The sequence below is a fragment of the Pantoea sp. USHLN256 genome, assembly GCF_037149875.1.
Lineage (GTDB): Bacteria > Pseudomonadota > Gammaproteobacteria > Enterobacterales > Enterobacteriaceae > Pantoea > Pantoea nemavictus.
In genome coordinates, this window is sequence record NZ_JBBCQO010000005.1 from 238,743 (window position 1) to 259,415 (window position 20,673).

The 20,673-nt window shown below is 54.9% G+C and carries 20 protein-coding genes, 1 tRNA gene and 1 pseudogene; 8 read left to right on the top strand and 14 right to left on the bottom strand.

The features are described 5' to 3' along the window. Positions 1-92 precede the first annotated feature (92 nt). Positions 93-1,541 carry a MocR-like pyridoxine biosynthesis transcription factor PdxR gene (pdxR, locus tag WFL93_RS14900; protein ID WP_336778469.1) on the top strand — a complete coding sequence of 483 codons (1,449 nt, stop codon included), beginning with the start codon at positions 93-95 and terminating at the stop codon, positions 1,539-1,541. On the opposite strand, the gene WFL93_RS14905 is transcribed toward pdxR (WFL93_RS14900), so the two are convergent. From WFL93_RS14905 to WFL93_RS14920, 4 genes are all read right to left on the bottom strand, one after another. After that, positions 1,538-2,050 (bottom strand): RcnB family protein, encoded by a 513-nt coding sequence (locus WFL93_RS14905; RefSeq protein ID WP_336778470.1) that lies wholly within the window; start codon positions 2,048-2,050, stop codon positions 1,538-1,540. The two genes, pdxR (WFL93_RS14900) and WFL93_RS14905, sit on opposite strands and share 4 nt — an antisense overlap. Positions 2,051-2,206: 156 nt before the next feature. Beyond that, a complete protein-coding gene (locus tag WFL93_RS14910; RefSeq protein WP_336778471.1) occupies positions 2,207-3,394 on the bottom strand; it encodes a serine hydrolase domain-containing protein in 1,188 nt (395 codons plus the stop codon). A gap of 142 nt (positions 3,395-3,536) precedes the next feature. Then, on the bottom strand, positions 3,537-4,319 hold the full coding sequence (locus WFL93_RS14915; RefSeq protein WP_336778472.1) for a MetQ/NlpA family ABC transporter substrate-binding protein: 783 nt from the start codon (positions 4,317-4,319) through the stop codon (positions 3,537-3,539). A gap of 17 nt (positions 4,320-4,336) precedes the next feature. After that, the gene (locus WFL93_RS14920) at positions 4,337-5,353 is read right to left on the bottom strand and encodes an isopenicillin N synthase family dioxygenase (RefSeq protein WP_336778473.1); all 1,017 of its coding nucleotides are present in this window, start codon (positions 5,351-5,353) and stop codon (positions 4,337-4,339) included. A 218-nt stretch (positions 5,354-5,571) separates the two neighbouring features. On the opposite strand from WFL93_RS14920, the gene WFL93_RS14925 reads away from it, so the two are divergent. After that, positions 5,572-6,249, top strand: coding sequence for a YecA/YgfB family protein (locus WFL93_RS14925; protein WP_007886798.1), 678 nt, complete (start codon positions 5,572-5,574; stop codon positions 6,247-6,249). A gap of 108 nt (positions 6,250-6,357) precedes the next feature. On the opposite strand, the gene WFL93_RS14930 is transcribed toward WFL93_RS14925, so the two are convergent. The 3 genes from WFL93_RS14930 to WFL93_RS14940 form a co-directional block, all read right to left on the bottom strand. Next, positions 6,358-7,407, bottom strand: a complete 1,050-nt coding sequence (locus WFL93_RS14930) for a DUF1176 domain-containing protein (protein ID WP_336778474.1) — start codon at positions 7,405-7,407, stop codon at positions 6,358-6,360. A gap of 79 nt (positions 7,408-7,486) precedes the next feature. Further along, on the bottom strand, positions 7,487-8,665 hold the full coding sequence (locus WFL93_RS14935; RefSeq protein ID WP_336778475.1) for an arabinose transporter: 1,179 nt from the start codon (positions 8,663-8,665) through the stop codon (positions 7,487-7,489). A 170-nt stretch (positions 8,666-8,835) separates the two neighbouring features. After that, positions 8,836-9,726: a LysR family transcriptional regulator gene (locus tag WFL93_RS14940; protein WP_336778476.1), complete on the bottom strand. Its 891-nt coding sequence runs from the start codon at positions 9,724-9,726 to the stop codon at positions 8,836-8,838. Between the two features lie 91 nt (positions 9,727-9,817). On the opposite strand from WFL93_RS14940, the gene WFL93_RS14945 reads away from it, so the two are divergent. Next, a complete protein-coding gene (locus WFL93_RS14945; RefSeq protein ID WP_336778477.1) occupies positions 9,818-10,597 on the top strand; it encodes an NAD(P)H-dependent oxidoreductase in 780 nt (259 codons plus the stop codon). An 87-nt stretch (positions 10,598-10,684) separates the two neighbouring features. Here WFL93_RS14945 and WFL93_RS14950 read toward each other — a convergent pair whose 3' ends face one another. The 4 genes and pseudogenes from WFL93_RS14950 to WFL93_RS14965 form a co-directional block, all read right to left on the bottom strand. Further along, positions 10,685-11,071, bottom strand: a complete 387-nt coding sequence (locus WFL93_RS14950; protein ID WP_336778478.1) for a DUF1090 domain-containing protein — start codon at positions 11,069-11,071, stop codon at positions 10,685-10,687. 253 nt (positions 11,072-11,324) lie between these two features. After that, entirely contained in the window at positions 11,325-11,753 is a 429-nt protein-coding gene (locus WFL93_RS14955) for a hypothetical protein (protein ID WP_336778479.1), read from the bottom strand. Positions 11,754-11,755: 2 nt separating this feature from the next. Further along, a pseudogene (locus WFL93_RS14960) lies at positions 11,756-12,013 on the bottom strand (Hcp family type VI secretion system effector); the annotation flags it as partial. Positions 12,014-12,485: 472 nt separating this feature from the next. Further along, a tRNA-Leu gene (locus tag WFL93_RS14965) sits at positions 12,486-12,570 on the bottom strand. A gap of 273 nt (positions 12,571-12,843) precedes the next feature. On the opposite strand from WFL93_RS14965, the gene WFL93_RS14970 reads away from it, so the two are divergent. Next, positions 12,844-13,359, top strand: a complete 516-nt coding sequence (locus WFL93_RS14970; protein ID WP_007886783.1) for a DUF2501 domain-containing protein — start codon at positions 12,844-12,846, stop codon at positions 13,357-13,359. Between the two features lie 45 nt (positions 13,360-13,404). On the opposite strand, the gene pdxR (WFL93_RS14975) is transcribed toward WFL93_RS14970, so the two are convergent. Then, complete coding sequence (gene pdxR, locus WFL93_RS14975) at positions 13,405-14,781, bottom strand: MocR-like pyridoxine biosynthesis transcription factor PdxR (protein ID WP_336778480.1); 1,377 nt, start codon at positions 14,779-14,781, stop codon at positions 13,405-13,407. A gap of 112 nt (positions 14,782-14,893) precedes the next feature. Here pdxR (WFL93_RS14975) and WFL93_RS14980 point away from each other — a divergent pair, with 112 nt between their 5' ends. The 4 genes from WFL93_RS14980 to WFL93_RS14995 all read left to right on the top strand — a co-directional run bounded on the left by WFL93_RS14980 (position 14,894) and on the right by WFL93_RS14995 (position 17,541). Next, positions 14,894-15,499, top strand: a complete 606-nt coding sequence (locus WFL93_RS14980) for an FMN-dependent NADH-azoreductase (RefSeq protein ID WP_336778481.1) — start codon at positions 14,894-14,896, stop codon at positions 15,497-15,499. A 17-nt stretch (positions 15,500-15,516) separates the two neighbouring features. Further along, positions 15,517-15,996, top strand: coding sequence for a carboxymuconolactone decarboxylase family protein (locus WFL93_RS14985; RefSeq protein ID WP_007886774.1), 480 nt, complete (start codon positions 15,517-15,519; stop codon positions 15,994-15,996). A gap of 95 nt (positions 15,997-16,091) precedes the next feature. After that, positions 16,092-16,727: a hypothetical protein gene (locus WFL93_RS14990; protein WP_007886773.1), complete on the top strand. Its 636-nt coding sequence runs from the start codon at positions 16,092-16,094 to the stop codon at positions 16,725-16,727. Positions 16,728-16,863: 136 nt separating this feature from the next. Then, positions 16,864-17,541 carry a MarC family NAAT transporter gene (locus WFL93_RS14995; RefSeq protein WP_180822992.1) on the top strand — a complete coding sequence of 226 codons (678 nt, stop codon included), beginning with the start codon at positions 16,864-16,866 and terminating at the stop codon, positions 17,539-17,541. 84 nt (positions 17,542-17,625) lie between these two features. Here the strand turns inward: WFL93_RS14995 and WFL93_RS15000 are convergent, their stop codons facing one another. Continuing rightward, the gene (locus WFL93_RS15000) at positions 17,626-18,876 is read right to left on the bottom strand and encodes a c-type cytochrome (RefSeq protein ID WP_049851387.1); all 1,251 of its coding nucleotides are present in this window, start codon (positions 18,874-18,876) and stop codon (positions 17,626-17,628) included. A 4-nt stretch (positions 18,877-18,880) separates the two neighbouring features. After that, positions 18,881-20,650, bottom strand: coding sequence for a GMC family oxidoreductase (locus WFL93_RS15005; RefSeq protein ID WP_180822990.1), 1,770 nt, complete (start codon positions 20,648-20,650; stop codon positions 18,881-18,883). Positions 20,651-20,673: the final 23 nt, after the last annotated feature.

A 20,673-nucleotide genomic window follows, 5' to 3' on the forward strand; every position in this document is an offset into this window, starting at 1 on the left:
AAGTTAGGGGCCTGTGCAGCAGAGTGCCACTTTGCTGGAGTGTTAAAAAGCGCCACAATGATGCCATTTGATGGATCCACGGAAATGCGCTTATGAGTGATGTTGAGCTACACCGATTATTACTGGCACCGCTGGAAACCCATGGCGCGCAGACACTGCAGCAACAGCTTTTTCAGCGCATCAAACAGGCGATTCTGACGGGAAAACTGGCGGCCGGTACGCGCTTGCCCGCCACGCGACAGCTGGCGCTGGATCTTGGCGTTTCACGAAATACGGTGATGGCCGTGTGGTCACAGCTACAGGCCGAAGGTTTCATCATCAGCGATCGCCAGGGCAGTCGCATCGGTAACATGGCGCTGCAGGCCGCGGATAAAGAGCCGTACGCCAGTAGCGAGGTTACCTTGTCGCCGCGCATCGCCGAGCTGCGCTCCAGCCATCGCACCTTCAGCCAGGAGATGGCGCTGCGACCCGGTGTTCCTTCGCTGGCGCATTTCCCGCTGGCACAATGGCGACGCGCATTGAACCGCGTGATGCTGCATCAGCCGCAGCAGCTGCTGGGCTATGGCGATCCGCTCGGCGAACGTACGCTGCGGGAAGCGCTGGCCCAGCATTTAGCTCTGGCGCGCGGCGTGCGCTGTACGCCAGAGCAAATCGTGATTACCGAAGGTGCGCAGCAGGCGCTTACGCTGTGCGTCGCGCTGCTTAGCAGCCCTGGCGACATCGGTTGGATTGAAGAACCTGGCTATCGCGGCGCAAAGGCGGCCATGCGCCTCGGTGATATGCAGATTGAGCCGGTAAACGTCGATAGCCAGGGCCTGGCAGCCAATCCACAGGATTGGCTGCAGCGTCGGCCACGCCTGATTTACACCACGCCAACCCATCAATATCCCACCGGCGCGATCATGAGCGCACCGCGTCGTCTGGCGCTATTAGCGGCGGCACGTGAACATCAAACGTGGATTATCGAAGATGATTACGACAGCGACTTTCGTTACAGCGGAGAACCCATCGCCGCCATGCAGGGCATGATGCAACCTACGCCAGTGATCTACGTCGGTTCGTTCAGTAAAACGCTGTTTCCAGCACTGCGCCTCGGTTTTATGGTGTTGCCACCGCAGCTGCTAGCGCCGCTGCGTCCTGCCCTGCATGAACTGCTGCGCGGCGGCAATCGCCCGGAGCAGCAGGCGCTGGCGCTGTTTTTACGCAGCGGTGACTTCAGCCGCCATCTGAGCAAAATGCGTCGGCTCTATCGTCAACGTCAGACAACGTTGCGTCAGGCTTTGCAGCAAACCTTTGGTGCTGAGGTAGCGATACAGGGCGGCGAATGTGGCATGCATCTGGTGTTATCACTGCCAGATGATCAAAACGATATGGCGCTGGTGGATCGGCTGATCCACAGTAACTACGCGCCGGGCGCGCTGTCGGGATTTTATCTTGGAGAGCACAAGCAGCAAGGGCTGGTGCTGGGTTATGGCAACACCAGCACCAGCCAGATTACGGCAGGCGTCGCGCAGCTAGCGCGTCTGCTGCGCGGAGATTAACCGCGGAAGAAGATTTCGCCCGATTTGCCCATCACGATCTTACCGCTGTCATCGGTGATCAGGATGTAGTTGGCATTGATATAAGCCCAATGCGTGCCAGGCTGCGGCGCGGGCAGATGGCGCGGCTGCCACTGGACAATGGTGTACTGCTTTTTACGATACTCTTCTGGCACCACGTCGCCGACTTTGTACTCTTTGTAGTCGATGATAATGGTGGTCAGATCGTAATTATTGGGTGCCGTGGCATCGCCGCTTTGCGGAGGACGAATCGGTGCGACATCGCCACTGGATTCAGCCGGTTCATTGCTAGCGGGCGTATCGGCCGCCGGCGCTTGAGTTTGGGCATCTGCGGCTGGCGCCTGCGTTTGTGCGTCGGGTGCGGTCTGCTGCACCTGCGGCGGGGTGGGTACGGCATCCGTTTGCTCGCCTTCAGCCAGCGCAGCTGGCGTAAGGCTTAAAGCGCCCAGAAAAATTCCTGCAGAAAGAAGGGTGACGTGTGTCCTGCGCATTGGTGATTTCCACTCTGGTTAATTATTAACTGTCCAATTTACTGACAAGTGCGGCACGCAGAAGGTTCCCCCGGCGCGCTTAGCGCGTCAAATTTCGCTGCTCAGCATACCTCAGCTATCGCCATTTTTGGCGCAGTAAAATTGCAAGCAACCATGTTAATTACTGTGGTGTTTTTTCTGCGCCAGATCCATCAATAGAGCAATGCCGAGATAATTACTCCAGTTAAACGCGTTCTGCAGCACCACAATCGCATTGCCGTTCTGCTTATCGAAACCAATAAAGCTTGAGTAACCGCCAATATAACCGACCTGATAGGTAATTTGCTGATCGCCATAATGATCCGTCACCCAGGCGATATTTTGCGACTGATTGCCGTGCTGCTCGTAGCCGTGATTGACCTGCGCAAACGCCGCGTTGAGTGAGCTGCCCGCGCCGTCGTGCAGGTGCGCATCCAGATAGCGAATCAAATCGCGCGCGTTGCTATACAGGCTGGCGGCCGCCACCATATTGTTATTGAACGCCCAGTCTGGCGTTATTTGGCCGCGTGGAATCAATTTTGGCTGATCGCCCGCATGGCCAATCGCACGCCACGGATAACCGCGCAGACGTTGCGGCTCAAAGCTGCTGCTGGTCATGCCCAGCGGCTGGAACATGTTGCGTTGCGCCAGCGTTTCGATGTCCTGATGAAAGCGATGCTTGAGAATGTAGCCGAGCAGCGCATAGCCGAGATTGGAGTAGCGGGCGGTGGGATGCGCAGGCGCGCTAAAATCGGCGAGATAATCCAACACCGCATCGCTGTCCAGGTTGCCGTAAAAGTTCTCGCCGCTGCGCAAATAGCCCATGAATTTTATGAACATCGGCAAATCCATATCCTGGCGCGGTAACCCCGAGGTGTGCGTTACCAGCTGTAGCAGCGTAATGCGTTTGGCATCGGCGCTCAGCGGCACGTTCGGCGGTAACAGCGTCGCTAGCGTGTCGTTCCAGTGCAGCTCGCCCCGATCCACCAGCTCAATAATCACCTCGGCGGTGATGCCTTTACTCAGTGAACCCAGTGCGAACAAGGTATCGGGCGAGATGGGATAACGGTGCACCGCATCGGTGACGCCAAAGCTATAAAATGTGGGCTGACTACGCTGGTGGATGATCGCGATGCTGATGCCGGAAACCTGCTTCTGCTGCATGTAGTGACGCACAATGTCATCGACGTTTTCATTGAACGTGTCATGAGAAAGGTAAACTTTATCGCTCACCGGCGCGGAGGTTTGCGACAGCGTGCCGCAAGCATTGAGCAGCAGGCTGATGCACAGCAGAATGATGCATCGCGCTAAACGATGGCACAGCACCCGTTTTTTCCTGGCAAAGGTAATCATGGCAATGGATTTAGAGAATTTTTATGGTTTTAAAAAGGCGCGGCGGGTGTTGGTGGCGAAATATAGCACAGAAGAAAGTCAGCGCCACCTGGCAAAAACAGGAGGCGCCAGGGGATTAATGATTAACAGGAATAACCGAACCTTTGTAATGCTGGTTAATAAATTCAGCGGTTTGCTTTGACTCAAGATCTTTGGCTAATTCAAGAATACGCGGATCGTGCGCCAGTTTCGGCGTGGTGACCAGCACGTTGGCGTACGGATTATCCTGCGCTTGCTCCAGCGCCAGCGCATCCTTTGAAGGCACTAATCCTGCCTGCAGGGCGTAGTTACCGTTGATGATGGCTAACTGCGCATCGTCCAGCGCGCGCGGCAGCTGCGGCGCTTCCACTTCAATAATTTTTAGATGATGCGGGTTGTCGGTAATGTCTGCCGATGTCACCAGCGTCTCAGCGCTGCTGCTCTTCAACTTCAGTAAGCCATTGGCCTGCAACAGATAAAGGGCGCGGCTCAGATTGGTGACGTTATTTGGCACCGCCACCTGCGCGCCATCAGGCAGATCTTTCAGTGATTTCACTTTGTGCGAGTAAATGCCCAGCGGCTCAATATGCACGGTAGCGACGACAGAAAATTTCTCGCCCAACGCTTTTTCCTGATCGCGCAGATAAGGCACATGCTGGAAGTAATTGGCATCCACGTCTCCGCGCGCCAGCAGTTCGTTGGCGTTAAGGTTGCCATTGAGTTCAATCACCTTAAGATCGAGCTTTTTATCGGTCTGTTTGATGTGGTTAAGGATTTCGCTGTGCGGTACGGCATCCGCCGCCACGCGCAGTGCCGCCGCCGATGCGTAAGTGCTGAAAATCGAAACCATCGCCAACGTTGCTATCACCTTTTTATTCATCTGCTTCCCTTAGTTTCTTATGATTTAACGCTATTGAGGGTGTCAGCGTAATAACGCTGCGCTACGTCGCGATGCGATCGCAAACGCCCCTTGAGATAGTTCCAGCCCACCTCCCGCAGTAGCGGATTGCTGGGATCGCTGGTTGGTCCGCGTGCTTCCGCGGCCAGTTGAGGCGGTAACTGATACAGCGGAACTTCGGCGTCCAGCTGCGCGCCGAGGAAGAACGCGATCGAAATCCGCTGCTGGCACGCAGGAGGCGATACCACGCGATGTACGGTGGCACGCAGATAACCATTGGTGGCAATTTCCAGCAATTCGCCGATGTTCACCACAAAAGCGCCCGGTTTTGGCAGCGCATCTACCCAATTATCCGGCGTCACTTCCACCTGCAAACCTCTCTGCTCGTCCTGCAACAGAAAGGTTAGAAAACCGGAATCTTTATGTGCGCCAACGCCTTGCTGGCTGGCATCTGCATCCTGACCTGGATAGCGAATCAGCTTCACATGTTCGTTGGGGTGCGTGCCGTAGAGTGCATCGAAGGCGTTCGGCGGCAGCGACAGCGATTTGGCGAAGGCGCGCAGTAAACGCAGTGCAACGTCGGTCATTGCCTGCTGCCACGCATGGATCACCGGGCGCAGCTGTGGCAGCGCCTGGGGCCATAAATTTGGACCCTGCAGCTGTTTCCAAGCCGCATCGTCCGGCTGCAACGTCAACGCCGCGCGCTCCGCGCCGATATCAAACTGCTCGCGCTGATCGCGCTGCTCACGGGTATATTCCACGCCCGCACGGTTGTAGCCGCGAAAGTGCGGTGAATGAATCATCGAAACGCGCTGCTTCTCTTCATCCGGCAAGGCAAAAAATGCCCGCGTGATGCTCTGCACGTTCTGCAGCAGTTGCGGATTGATGCCATGGTTAATTAAATAAAAGAAGCCCACGTCGCGCGCGGTTTCTCGCAGCTCGGCCAGATATGGCGCCTGTTCGGCATCAGGCAGTTCCAGCAGGGATAAATCCAGTACCGGCAACGTAGTGGCCATACATTTGCATCCTTTAGGCAGAAAAATTCTCTGTTTACGCTGCCATCTGTCAGCAACCGCAGCCAATACTGTTGGGCAATATGTTATGGCGAATGATTTTTAGGAAAGGTTCAGCAATCGATATGCAAAAAGCGGTTAATCACAACTGCTTCCCGCTATAATCGCCGCCAATACTATTTGGGCATTGCCCAACCATGAGCAACCGCAGGAGACGCCGTATGAACCAGGGCCCGTTAACCGAAAAAGAGCTGAACTGGCTTGAAGATATGCTGGAGAAATACGGCAACGAACACGCAGTGGTGGATACCGCCGAACTGGATGGCATGCTGACCGCGCTGCTCTCTGGCCCGAACGACATTGAGCCGAGCGAGTGGCTGGTGGCGATGTGGGGCGGCAAAAAGCACATTCCTAAATGGTCTAACGAGCGCGAAATGGATCGCTTTATGACGCTGACGTTTCAGCATCTGAACGATATTGCCGAGCGCCTGGCCGAATTCCCAGAGCAGTTCGATCCGCTGTTTGGCACGCAAGAGATGGAAGGCCAGGAATTCACCGTGGTGGAAGATTGGTGCTACGGCTATCTGCGCGGCGTCGCGCTGGATGCGGATTGGTCGCTGCTGCCGGAGTCACTGCAGCCGATGATGGAGGCGATCACCCTGCACGGCAGCGACGAGCAGCTAGCGAAGCGCGAAGCCTTCACGCCAGAAGAGTTTGAAGCCAGCATCGACGCGATTCGCCCCGCCGCGCTGGAGCTACATGAATACTGGCAGGAACAGCGTATGGCGCAGCCTGACCCGGAACCGCAGTTGCCGCACTTTGCCGGCGAGAAAACCGGTCGCAACGATCCTTGCCCATGCGGCAGCGGTAAAAAGTACAAGCAGTGCTGCGGTAAATAATCGGGGATTCTTTGGTAGCGGCGCAATTTATTGCGCGCTTTTGAACGCGATATTGCGGCCAAAACACGCGCGATAAATCGCGCCGCTACGGTTATGTGCGGTTATTTATCAAGTCGCCGGTTTAACCTCGGTCACCCACGTTGGCAACTGCCATGCGCCGCCCGCGCGAATCGCGCGACACATGCCGGTGGTGGCATCACTGCTTTGCACAAAATCTTTGCCATCCCACACCCACGCCGCGGTGCTCCAACAGTCGCCGATACCGCGCCCTTTCTGCGCTTCCGTGATCACGCCTGCACTGTAATCTGTACCGGAATCCGTCACCAGCTGCGGTTTGCCCTGCAACGCTTTGTCGATCAGCCAAAAACCGTAGCCTTCGTTGTAAGCCCCGCGCCAGCACAGCGCGGCGATCAGCACATGCGCATCATCCACGGGCGTCAGCGTCAACGGCTCTGCGCCCTCTTCCGGTTGATCGTCGGACGGCGCCAGATTGTCGCAGCTGTCGTCATCGGTGAGAGACGCAATCAGCTTCGGCTTCAGCAGCGCTAGCTCGTCAGCCGTTAATGGACGCGCATCGGCCTTCGCCACGTTCACCTGCTGAATCACCGGCATTGCCAGCGCCGCCGGCACGCTGGTTTCCGGCTTGTTCCCTTTGCGCACCAGCGCGCCCGGCGTGCTAAGACGACCTTGCGCATCATCCATCTTCAGCAGCGTGGCAAAGGCGCCATTGCTGGAGAGATCGAACGGTTGTTCCCCACCGCGAAACTCCACTTTTTCGCTGCCTTTAATGGCATTGATCAACGCCTGCGTTTGCGCATCCGTCAGCGTCCACTCGTCGTTGTCGGCTTTCGTCACGTTGCCTAACGCACGATCGTCAATCCATAGCGTCAACGCATCAACCTGCTTTGAATCATCATCGCCGGTATCGGCCAGCACCACGCGGCCGTGCGTTACTGCGTTGGGTCCGCCGGCGCGCACCAGCAGCACCGAGCCGCCCGCGCCCTCTTCAGCGCTGTACCCGGCGGCGCGACAGGTCAGCGTGTTATCACAGGCCAGCTCCCAGTCTTTGTGGCTGAAGGAGACGCCATCTTGATCAGCCAACAGCGGCGCACTCAAGCTGGCGAGCAGCGACATCGCCAGCAGCAATCGGGTAATCATGCCATCTCTCCGTAATGGTAAAGGTGGCTAGTGTGATGATTTTTGTGACGCGGGAGAAGTGAATTTTTTGCGGCGATGCTTATTCCATTACACGCTGTGGCTCTGGCTGACGCGCCAGTAAACGTATCGCCACCAGCGCCGCGCACGCCACCGCTATCGCCCCGGCGAGGTAAACCGATGCAATACCGAAATGGCCCGCCAGCGCCCCGGCAACCGGACTGGTGATCCCCAGCGCGATATCGAGAAACGCAACATACGCGCCCATCGCCAGGCTGCGGGTTTGTGGTGGTGCGCGACGTACCGCTTCAACGCCAAAGCCAGGAAACGCCAACGAATAGCCAAAGCCGGTCAGCGCTGCGCCAAGATAGGCTACGCTGGCGCTGTCCGCGCGCCAAATCAGCAGCTGGCCAAACGCCTCAATCATCACACACAGCAGCGCCACGCGTGCCCCGCCCAGCTTGTCCGGCAGATGGGCGAAAAACAGACGCGCGACAATAAAGGTGACGCCAAACGCGGTGAAGGCTAGCGATGCGTTGCCCCAGGATTTGGCAGCAAACAGCAAGGCGATAAAGGCGGTAATCATGCCAAATCCCACGCTGGCGAGCGCCAACCCGAGGCCTGGTTGCCACACCGCGCTCATCACCTTATAGAATGGCGTTCGCGCCGTCGCCGTTGGCTGTACGCCATCTGTGCGCGTGATAAACAGCAGCGGCAGCAGCGGAATCACGATGATGGCGAGAGCGATGCCACTAAATTGCCAGCCGCTATAAACCACCACGCCAAGCGGCGCCCCCAGCGCCCATGCGCCGTATATCGCGATACCAATCCACGCCATCACTTTCCCCGCATTGCCCGGCCCAACCAGGCCCAAACCCCAGCCGAGAGCCCCCGTGGCAATCAGGCTCTCGCCCAGCGCCAGCACCACGCGCCCCAGCAGTAGAATCGCCACCGAAGTGTGCGGCTGATGGATGAACATCAGCGAAAGCAGGTAGATAAAGCCAGAGCTGGCGATCACCACCAGCCCGGCGATCAACGCGCGTTTCGGTCCGCGCATATCAGCAAAGTTACCGGCCCAGGCACGCGTGAGTAGCGCGGCAATAAACTGCGCCCCGATGACAGCGCCAATCATAAGCGTATCCATACCGAGATTTTGCTGCAGATGCAGCGGCAGCACTGGCAGTTGCATCCCCATGGTGAGAAAGGAGATAAATACCGCCAGCGTAAGCGGCAGCAAGGTTATAAATACATTGGATTTCATGATTGTCTTCCTGCAGGATAAAATGCGACCATTTCGTCGCATTAATATGATGCAGGCAGGAAAAGCGCGGCGCTATTCGCATTGGGATTCAGAAAAAATCGTGCCAAAAAGGCTTATGCCGGAGGACGTTACAGCGTTAACGCGACTCTGCCTCGCGTTGATGTTCAGGTTTATAACGCCGCCACGATCTGCTGGCGCAGCCATTGCTGGGCCGGATCGCGATGCAGGCGCTCGTGCCACAGCAGCAAAATATCGAAGCCGGCAATGGCGAGCGGTGGATCAACGACGGTGAGTTGCGTGGCATGGCGCACCAGTCGCTCCGGCAGTACCGCCACTAAATCGCTGTTCACCAACGTTTCCTGCATCAACAGGAAGTGCGGCACCGAGAGTACCACGCGGCGTGAGCGCCCCAGCTGCGCCAGTGCCTCATCGGTGGCGGCGCTGAAGCCACCGCCGTCCGGCGATACCATGACAAACTCCAGCCGGCAGAACTGATCCAGCGTCGGCGGCTGCTGCAAATGCGGATGATCGCGTCGACCCGCCAGCACGTAGCGTTCGCTAAAAAGTTTGCGTTGATGCAGCGTGGGCGGCGCGTTATCACCGGAGTGAAACACCAGATCCAACTCGCCCTTCTCCAACTGCTGCGCCACCTGCGGCGGATTGAGCGCCAACACCGCCATACGACTTTGCGGTGCAGCCATGCGGATCAGCTTCAACGCCGGCAACATCAGCGCGGACGACGTGTAATCGGTGGCGGCGATGCGCCAGGTCACATCGGCATCGGCTGGATTGAAAATATCGGGCGTTGCAACCGCCCGCTCCACCGCTTCCAGCGCCAGTCGCAACGGCTCGCGTAACACCTCTGCACGTGCGGTGGGCAACATGCCACGTGGGCCGGGCAATAACAGCGGGTCGTCAAACACTAACCGCAGCCGCGCCAGCTGGGCGCTAACGGAGGGTTGCGAGAGATGCAGACGCTGCGCTGCGCGCGTCACGTTCTGTTCGGCTAACAGTACGCTAAGCGTGTGCAGCAGATTCAAATCCAGCGAATTGATATTCACCTTGTCTATACCTGAGATATCAGCAATTGATTTCTACTATATCCAGCGCTGACTTAACCTGCAGCTGATTTCATCTCACAGGATTAAGCTTATGAACGTACTGATTGTGTATGCCCATCCAGAACCGCGCTCGCTGACGGGTTCACTCAAAGATTTTGCCGTGCAGCATTTGCAAAAAGCCGGACATCAGGTGCAGGTTTCGGATCTTTATGCCATGCAATGGAAAGCGCCGCTCGACGCCGCCGATGCGCGCGCCCCACTGGTGGGCAGCCATTATGATGCCACGGTGGATTCGCGCTTCGCCTACGATCATCAACTGCAAGCTGCAGATATCGCTGCTGAGCAGGAAAAACTGCGCTGGGCGGATACGGTGATCTTCCAGTTCCCGCTGTGGTGGTTCTCCATGCCCGCCATTATGAAAGGCTGGTTTGATCGCGTTTACGCCAACGGCTTTGCTTACGGCGTGGGCGAGCACAACGATCAACATTGGGGCGATCGTTACGGTGAAGGCAATCTCAGCGGCAAGCGGGCGATGCTGGTGGTCACCACCGGCGGATGGGAATCGCATTACAGCCCACGCGGCATTAATGGACCGATGGACGCGCTGTTGTTCCCCATTCAGCACGGCTTGCTGTTTTACCCCGGCTTTAGCGTGCTGCCACCGGTGGTTTTTTATCGCGTGCAGAAATCGGCAGCAGAGCGCTTTGCTGGCTGGTGTGATGTTCTGGCCACACGACTGGATACCTTAGCGGAAACCGTACCGATTGCGTATCGCCAGCAGAACGGTGGGGATTATGAAATACCGGCGCTGACGTTAAAAATGGAATTTGCCGCGGAAGAGAGTGGCGTTGGCGTGCATGTGAAACGGTGAAAGCAGACAGGCTCCGGGATGAGCCTGTTTTTACTGGTACAATCCGCGTCCCACCAGCACCAATTTAATCGCTGCGGGAGGCATAATTTATTGCGTCAGTGCTTCCTGAGCCTCTTTAAGCTCTGCACGCGCGTCGTTCAGCTTACGCTGCTGTTTATCGATTTTATCGCTACGACCTTTGGCCTGCGCTTCACGTAAATCCTGCTCGCGTTCCTGCACTTTTAATTGCTTCTCCGCAACTTTATCCTGACTGGCTTTTAATAAACCGCTGTCGGTACAGTGCGCATCATTCTCATGCAACGCCTTCTCCAGACCAGCGATGCGGGCTGCATTGCCGTGTTCACGCGCCATCGCCAGCTCTTGCTGGATATCCTGCTTTTTAGCTTCACAGCCGGTGGCTGGATTTGCCGCCTGAACAGAAGTAACGGTCAATGCGGAGAAAAGAATCGGAAGTGAAATCAGGGTGTTTTTCATGGTGAACTCATCGTTGGAATTTATGGCGCCATTATACGAGGAGTTCTTAAGAGGATCTTAAGGCTGCAAGCGCATCTCTCTCGGCAGGTTAACGTCGACAAGCATTTTAGTGCTTCAGTACATTTGAAAATGATCGATTATAAAAATTGAAAAATAAAAACCACCTATTAGCGACTTATTTTGCATTAGTTGCAGAAATCGTGAGCATCATCCCGTGTTATCAGACGAATCATCACTATCATTGACAATAATATCAATAAGGCCTTGCAGTTATAACTACGGGGACGGTATAGATAGAATTATTGTATTTATACGCAGGAGTGTTGTTAAATACAAAAACTTTTCCTTTTACATCCAAATAAATAACTCCTCTTTCAACCTTGCTTAACGCATTAGCATCAGAAGTAATGAGGAACGGAGAATAATCATCCTTTAATGCACTCTTAAAGTTTTCCGCAGATTTACTAGAATCATACAAGTAAAAATTATATGAGAAATTTGTCGTAGCGCCCGCACTTGCTTCAGTAATAAAAATATTTACCTGGTTATTAATTTTCTCTTCATGGATTATTGATTGTTCAAGTGGGGAAATTTTCGACAACATGTAAATGGCATAGACAATCGCCAGGAGTAAAAAGATCCATAAAGCATGACGTTTCTTAAAAGCCTGAGCGTTTAGCATTTTTCAGCCGACGTTAAGTTTTGTCCTGTTGCTACAGCCTTATAGAGACACGGTGAAGAAGCATCAAATTCTTTTTGAATGATAATAGGCGCATGCTTTCTTGTACCAGTAGGCTTACCTGTTTGTGGATCAGTTGGAAGTCTTACGTTATGGGAAAATCCTGTTACTTCGATACTGCCTTCCCGATGTTGTACATCAACGGAGCCACGAATATCAGCACCGCCATCATCTTTGAGCCAGAGATTTGCTGGAATGGGCATTCTACATCGTCCTTTGTTATTTATCCTTTCAACAAACATACACAAAAAATTAAATAACACATAGTTATTTCATGGTCTTTACCCGGGTTTGTTTCATGCCTTATTGGAGTCTGGAGGTTAACACCTACAGTTTAAAAAAAGCTTATAAAGGCAAGAAACACCGTCATTTGTAATGAGTAGATTGCTTAAAAAACTCTGTGGATTGCATGGGCAAGATAGAGTTATTATCTTCTATTAGAAAGAAATTTTAGGGGGAAATGTAATGAAGTTAAGCACGTTAATATCGATATTAGATTCGATAGGTATTGTCGTAACGTCAGCCAGGAGGCGCCTATTAATTACCAATAAGACAAGATTTTACTTCGAACATCCATCTGTTAGAGCTAAAAACTCAGTAGAAACGAAGAGTAAAACGAGAGCATTCAAGCAAAAAAAAAGCCGCTCGTAAGCGACTTAATTTTGCATCAATCGATGGTGCCGAAGGTCGGACTCGAACCGACATGTATCTCTACGGTTGATTTTGAATCAACTGCGTCTACCGATTTCGCCACTTCGGCACTGAAGAGGATGCGGAAAACGTTGGGGATTATACCGTTACGAGCAGAGTGCGCAACTGGAATCGTTGGGGATGTGCGCTAAGCGTTGAAAAAAACAGCATTTCAGCGCTAACCGCTTGTTATCGCGCCAATCCCAGCCGCCGCAGCCTGCAGAGCAAAACCCAGAACGGTCCCATTTTGCCCTTATGCACCTACTTATCTGGAACTTTCCTAAACCAAACCTCTCTTAACCACAACTGACGCAGTCAGAACATAAAAGACAACGAGGTTGAGATGAAATTACAACGCATGATTTGGGGATGGGGCATCGCGGCAGCTATGGTGGCGGGGAGCGCATCGGCGGCAAGCTGGCAGGATCAGCTGAGCAGCGCAGCATCACAACTGTCGCAGCAAAATAACAGCACCAGCAACACGAACACCAACAACGCGCAGAATAGCGGATTGTCACTCTCATCGCTGACCGGCCTGCTGAACGGCGGCGATAAAGCGGTAAGCGCCAACAGCATGACCAACGCCGCGGGCGTGATGTCCTATTGCGTGCAGCATAACGTGGTGGATAACAACGTGACGTCGGTGAAGGATCAGGTGTTGAGTAAGCTCGGCTTAAGCAGCCCAGCCGCGCAGGAGCAGAAAACCGATTATCAGCAGGGTTTGCAAGGCTTACTGAATACCGGCAACGGCCAGCAGCTGAATCTGCAAAGCCTGAGCAGCTCGCCGATGGGTGAGAAGCTAAAAACCAAAGCCTGCGACGTGGTACTGAAGCAGGGCAAAAAATATATCGGCATGTAAGGACGCGCCGATATCAAGGCGCGAGCTGTCCCTCGCGCCTTTTCTTTACTGCAATAACTCCCGCGTCTCCTGCACCGTCCTCTGCAACAGTTCCCGCGCCTGTTCCGTCGAACGGATATTGGTGTAACCAATCACCAGCCCGTAGCGTTTCTGCGTCTGCATGTACCAGCCGGAAAGCGGGAGCACGCGCAGCTGATGTCGCTGCCATATCTCCGCCAGCGCGCTATCCTGCGTGCCGCGACGCAGAAAGGCGACAATATGCATGCCACCATCGGTCAGCTCGAAATCGAACAGCGTTGGGAAAGAGATTTGTAGTGCATCCAGCATCATGCGACGCCGCTGCTGGTAGAGAATGCGCATCTTCTTGATGTGACGATAGAAGTGCCCTTCGCTCAGAAACTGCGCCAGAATCTTTTGCGGCAGCAGCGACATACCGGTTTCAAGAATCTCACCCAGCTCGCTGAAGCGCGCGATGGTCTCTTTTGGCATCACTAAGTAACCCACGCGCATCGCCGGCATCATGGTTTTGCTGAAGGTGCCGGTGTAGATCACCCGATCGTGCACATCCAGGCTTTTCAATGCAGGAATCACTTTGCGCGTGTAATGAAACTCGCCGTCGTAATCATCTTCGATAATCCAGCTGTCGTTCTGTTGCGCCCACTCCAGCAGCTGATGTTTGCGCGGCAGCGATAACGTCACTGCCAGCGGGCTGTGATGGGTTGGCGTAACCACGGCGAAACGTGCGTCAGGGTGATAACGCAGCAGATAATCAACATCCACGCCCTGTCGATCCACCGGCACATAATGCAGATTCGGCGCGATGCGCTTCAGCAGTTTTTGTCCGAAGAAGTAGCCAGGATCTTCAAACAGCACCTTGTCGCTCGGTTGTGCCAGCACCGCCAGGATCAGCCGCAGATTGGCGCGATAGCCGCTGGTGATAAAGACCTGCTCCGGCTGGCAGTTGAGCCCGCGCGAAATGCTTAGATAGCTGGCGATCGCCTCGCGCAGCGGCTGGTAACCCATCACCGGCGGTAAAATCATCTCATCCGGCCGCAGCGTGCGCGCAGCCTTGCCGGAGATCAGCAGCCACTTCTTATGGGGAAACTCATCCAGCGCGGGAATCCCCAGCCGGAGTTCTCCACTGCTTTCGCGCGCTGAGTGCTGGTTAGCAAGCGGCACGGACAGCGACATTTTCTCTGGCGCCGTGGCCAGCGTCAGCTCTGGATTGACGCGTGTCCCCTTCGCGCCCTGACTGACGAAATAGCCTTCGCCAATGAGAATTTCATAAGCGGCCTCTACCGTTTTTCTCGCCACCTGCAGTTCATTCGCCAGCGTGCGAATCGCCGGCACGCGGTCGCCGGGTTTCAGGCGCCCTGCCAGAATCTGCTGGCGATAGCGCAGATAAATCTCTTTATATCCCACGCCTTGTCCTACCTATTTTGTTTGTTTTTGACCCTTTCCCCTCAGACATAGAAGTTTAAGATGACCGCATCAACCACGCAATGCATCGCCATCACGCTAAAGGAAGAAATGAATGAGACTGCTGCACATTAAAGTCAGCCCGGATTTAGCGGGTTCGGCGTCGCGCATAGCGTCGGCGCGTTTGGTCGAAAAATTACGTGCGCAGCAGGCCGATCTTATCGAGACGGGGCTGGATCTGGCACAACATCCGTTGCCGCATCTTGATGCCTTCACCATTGGCGCCTTTTTTACCAAGCCGGAGCAACGCGATGACGCACAGCGCGCCGCCATTCAGACCTCGGAAGATTTAGTGGATCAGCTGTTTGCCTGCGACACGCTGGTTATCTCATCGCCGATGTGGAACCTCGGATTACCGTCGGTACTGAAAGCCTGGTTCGACCATATTACCCGCGCCGGGCGCACCTTCGCCTTTAGCGCCGATGGCTGCAAAGTCGGTTTGGTGCAGGGCAAGAAGGTGTATTGCGTGGTTGCTAGCGGCAGCGTGTTTGCCCACGGCCCTTTTGTCGCCGATGACCAGTTCACGCCGTATATCCGCGTGGCGCTCGAATACATTGGCATCACTGATGTGGAATTTATCCGCGTTGACGGCACGCACAATCCCGTCACTCGCACCACCGCGTTACCCCATGCACTTCAATGCATTGAAAATTTATTCTGAATAGAGAGGACACCATCATGACGTCACGCGTTAATCATTTTAAAAATATTCCTGCGCTGGTGAAAACCGTGGGCGATGCGACTGCAGCGCTGGGAAAATCGTCACTTGATACCACCATTAAGCATCTGGTCGACCTGCGTGCTTCTCAGCTCAATCAGTGCGCTTTCTGCGTCGATATGCATGTGAAAGAGGCCAAACTGCACGGCGAGCGCGAACTGCGTCTGCACCATGTCGCTATCTGGCGCGAATCGCCGTTGTTTACCGCCAAAGAGAAAGCGGCGCTGGCGCTGACTGAAGCGCTGACGCGCCTGAGCGATAACGGCATTGATGATGCGCTGTACAGTGAAGTGCGCGCGCACTTCTCTGAAGTGGAAACCAGCGAACTGACCTTCTGCATCGCGGTGATCAATACCTGGAACCGCCTGATGGTACTTTCACGCATGACGCCGGGCGCACTCGATAGCGCTTATGGGCTGGATCGCGCTGATTTACGTTAATTTTTACCGCCAGTTGCCCACGCTGCTGGCGGCACCATGTTCATCTGCGCTGCCTGAGGCTATAGTGAGTTTTTGCACCACACAGGACAGCGCACATGAAAGGCATCAACATTGCGATTTACTTCGATCCCGACCAGATTGATATCTGCGTCCACCAGCAGGATGACAGCCATCTCAGCCAGAGCTTTATTTACGACGACAGCGTAATTGAAGAGATTTACCAGTGGCTGGAGCAGTTCACGCCTAATCGCACCCACATTTGCCTGATTGAGCACGATACCGCCGATATTCTCGCCGACGAACTGGTGGATAACGGTTTTCATGTCCATCAGGTGACGCAACACGATCTCCTGACCTGGTTCGCCAATGAACCGCCCGCCGAGCCGGATGGTTCGCCGGTGCGCGCGCTGCTGCGCTATCTTGAGAACGAGCAGCCTTCCGAATATCAGTCCCGTACGCCGCAAATTGAAGCGTTGATGGATCTTTTGGATGAACTCGACGATCTCGAAGGGGTTGATGAGGTCGAAGATGAAGATAATCTGCCTGACGACGTGCTGCGCCTGATGAAACAGAAGAAGATCTCGGTGCAAGATGCTGCGCAACGCCTGCTGCCGGATGTGAATGAGCGCATTCGCGAGCATTTAATTAGCTATCCTGAATTGATGACGCCTGAACTGCTGCAGGATTTCTTCCCCGAGCTGATTGAAGCGCTGGATACGCCGAAGCACTGATAAATCGACGCATATACCGTAGCGGCGCAATTTATTGCGCGATGTTGGCCTTATCTGATGCGGCCAATCGCGCAATAAATTGCGCCGCTACAGAACGTGCAAGTGTTGAATCACTTTTTCAAATGGGAATGTCTCCATGCTGGAGCTTTTTAAAGCCATCGGGCTGGGATTGGTGGTGATTTTGCCGCTGGCCAATCCGCTGACCACCGTGGCGCTGTTTCTCGGCCTTGCCGGTGATATGAACTTCCAGGAGCGTAATCGCCAGGCGATGCAGGCTTCGATCTACGTTTTCCTGATCATGATGGTGGCGTGGTACGCCGGCAGCGCGGTGTTGCACACCTTTGGTATTTCCATTCCCGGCCTGCGCATGGCTGGCGGTTTGATTGTGGCGTTTATTGGCTTTCGTATGCTGTTTCCGGCAAAACCGGTTGGGCATTCGGTCGAAGCCGAACATAAGCAGGATGAGCTGGATGCCAACGACAATAATCGTGAAACCGTAAATATCGCCTTTGTGCCGCTGGCGATGCCAAGCACCGCTGGCCCAGGCACCATCGCGATGATCATCAGTTCGGCTTCCACGGTAAAATCCGGGGTCGATTTTCCTGATTGGGTCGTCATGGTCGCGCCGACGCTGATATTTCTCTCCGTGTCGGTGATCCTGTGGATTTCGCTGCGCTGTTCTGGCGCCATTATGAAGCTGGTGGGGAAAGGCGGGATCGAAGCGATTTCGCGCTTGATGGGCTTTTTGCTGGTGTGTATGGGCGTGCAGTTCATCATCAACGGCGTGTTGGAAGTGATCCACAATTTCCATTAAACCGTCTTGTAAAACCAGGTCGCCATGAATGGCGACCCTACGCTGTTGTAGAGTGCGCATGCATGCGCACCTGGAATTACCTTATTACTTCAACGTTTTACGAACTTCTGCTACCTGATCTTTAGTCACCGCTGGCGCATTGTTGCTCCAGCCCTGACGAATGAAGGTTGCCAGTTTAGCCACTTGATCATCATCCAGACGCTTAGCAAAATCCGGCATCGCCAGGGTTGATGGCGCCTTCTCGGTCGATGGCTGCTGCGCACCGGCCAAAATGGTGTGGATCAAACCGCTTGGATCTTTAGCATTGACGATCGTCGCCTGATCCAGCTCCGGGAAGATCCCCGGCGCGCCTTTACCGGTGACAAAGTGGCAGGCGCCGCAGTTGTCGATATACAGACGCTCACCTTCCGACAAACCTTTCGCCGCCGTTAGCTTCGCTTCGGTCGCCTGCTGCTTCTGCACGTTGTACGCCTGCAGCGGCGGATTACCGCCAAGGAACTTCAGATAGGCGGCAATGGCTTTCAGGTCAGCATCCGTCATGTGCGAGCTGGAGTGCTCAATCACCGACTTCATCTCACCGCCTACCGCGGCCTTGTCGTTACGTCCGGTTTGCAGGTAATCGACGATCTCCTGCTCGCTCCAGCGCGGCAGACCGCGCAGCGACGGCACATCCCAGTTGTTCAGGCTGCCACCGGCGAGGAACTGATCGTCGCCGCTATCCAGCGCTTTCTCGTTCATGCCAAGACCGCGCGGCGTGTGGCAGCTGCCGCAGTGGCCAAGGCTTTCGACGATGTAAGCACCGCGATTCACCTCTTCCGATGCGCCACCAATCGGCTGGAACGGTTTATCTGAGGTGAATGCCCAGTTCCAGAAGCGCATACCCCAACGCTGGCTGAACGGGAAGCTGAGATCGGTTTCCGGCGGCTGCTCGCTGCTCGGCTTGACGCCCTTCATAAAGTAGACGTAAAGCGCGTGCATATCGGCATCAGAGATTTTGGCGTAATCCGGATACGGCATCGCTGGATAGAGTCGTGAACCGTTCGGCAACACGCCTTTGCGCACCGCGTCCGAGAACTGCTGCTCGCTATAGTTGCCGATGCCGTGCTCTTTGTCCGGCGTGATGTTGGTGGAGTAAATGGTGCCGAGATTCGACTCAATCGCCAAACCACCCGCGTAATCGCCTTTGCCCGACACGGTATGGCACGCCATACAGTCGCCGAGGCGCGACAGGTATTCACCCTGCTTGATCAATTGAGCTTCATCTTCCGCGTGAGCCTGCAGGACAAAGCTGCCCAGCAGCACGGCGTTGGCGATTAACAATGATTTTAATTTCATGCGCTTATGCCTGTACCAGTGGGCCGGGATTTTTCAAATAATGTTCTTTGATGGCTTGTGCCGCCATCAAGGTGATCGCGCCGATGGTATCGGTCGGGTTCGCCTGGAAGTTTTGCGGGAAGGCGTTGCCGCCCGGCACAAACACGTTATGAACATCCCAGCTCTGCAGGTACTTGTTCAGTGCAGACGTTTTCGGGTTATCGCCCATTACCGCGCCGCCGACGTTGTGGGTCGAAACGTACTTGGTCAGGTCAAAGTCCGCGCCCATCGGCAGGAAGCTCATGCTCATGCTGTCTGGGTTAAGTTCTTTGGCGATATTACCGACGATCCCTTTCAAGTGCTGCTGCAGTTTGAGTTCGTTCTCTTTCCAGTTAAAGGTCATACGCAGCAGCGGCTGACCGCGATGGTCGGTGTAGTGCGGATCGAGATCGAGATAGATATCGCGATACGACTGACAGGTGGTGGTGATGCTGATCTTCATGGAGTGGTTGTACCACTCCTCCAGACCTTCCTTGTAGCCCAGACCCCAGCTCGGCGTGCCTTTCGGCAGTGCAGCAGCCATTGGCGTACCGGTGGCCTGCGAACTGTGGATCTTAGCACCGCCCAGGAAGCCCAGACCCGGACCGTCGAAGTTGCCTGGTGAGATGTCGTTGAACATCTGCCCGGTTGCGCCAGCGGTGGCGTAAGAGTTGAAGTTTTTGTCTTTGAAGAACAGGGTTGCGCCGCCGTTCGACAGGAACGCGTAGTTACGCCCCACCACACCCTCTTCGGTAATCGGGTTATACGGCTTGCCGATACCGGACAGCAGCATCAGACGCACGTTGTAGAGCTGGAAGCTGGAGAGCACCACAATCTTGGCTGGCTGGAACACTTCGTTGCCATCCACATCGTAATAAATCACGCCTTTGGCGGTTTTCTGATCGTCATGCAGCACCACTTTCACCACTTCGGCGTGCACTTCGTAAGAGAAGTTTGGCATCCGCTTCAGTGAATCCATAACCGCCGTTTGCGGTGAGGCTTTCGAGTAGTTCAGGCACGGATATTTCGAGCAGTAACCGCAGTAGTTGCACGGTGCGATCTGGTTGCCGTACGGGTTTTTCCACGCGCGGGATACGCACGCTGACGGGTTCGGGAACGGGTGATAACCGAGTTTGGTCGCCGCTTCCTTGAACATCACATTGTTCAGCGTGTCTTCCAGCGCAGGCAGCGGATAAGGTTCTGAACGCGGACCTTCAAACGGATCGCCACCTTCCAGAATCTGACCACGCAGGTTGCCGGTGTTACCGGATTGACCGCAGATCAACTCAAACTTGTAGTAATACGGCTCAATCTCTTCCCAGGTGAACGGGAAGTCCATCACGCGCATATCTTCCTGCAGGATGCCCGGCTTGTAAGCCTCATCCACGTAGGTTTTCAGCTTCAGGTCAGTCGGCGTTGGACGAATCAGTACCGCCGTCCAGTGCATGCCCGCGCCGCCCACACCGGTGCCTGGCGCAAATGCGCCCCACTTACGGGTGGGTAACGCCGTCTGGCTGCTGTTGTAACGCACGGTGACCGCCACTTCTTTTGGCGTCGCGAACACTTTGTTACGCACGTTGTAGGCGTACTCATCGGCCGGTTTCGGATAGGCGAAATCCGGGTAGTCACGCTCGCCGCCACGCTCTAAGGCGCGCACTTCCAGTCCGGCCATCGCCAGCTCAATGCTCATCAGCGAGCCGGCCCAGCCGAGGCCGCATACGACGACGTCGACTTCTTTCTTTGTAATCTGTGCCATGTTAATCCTGTCTCACATACCAA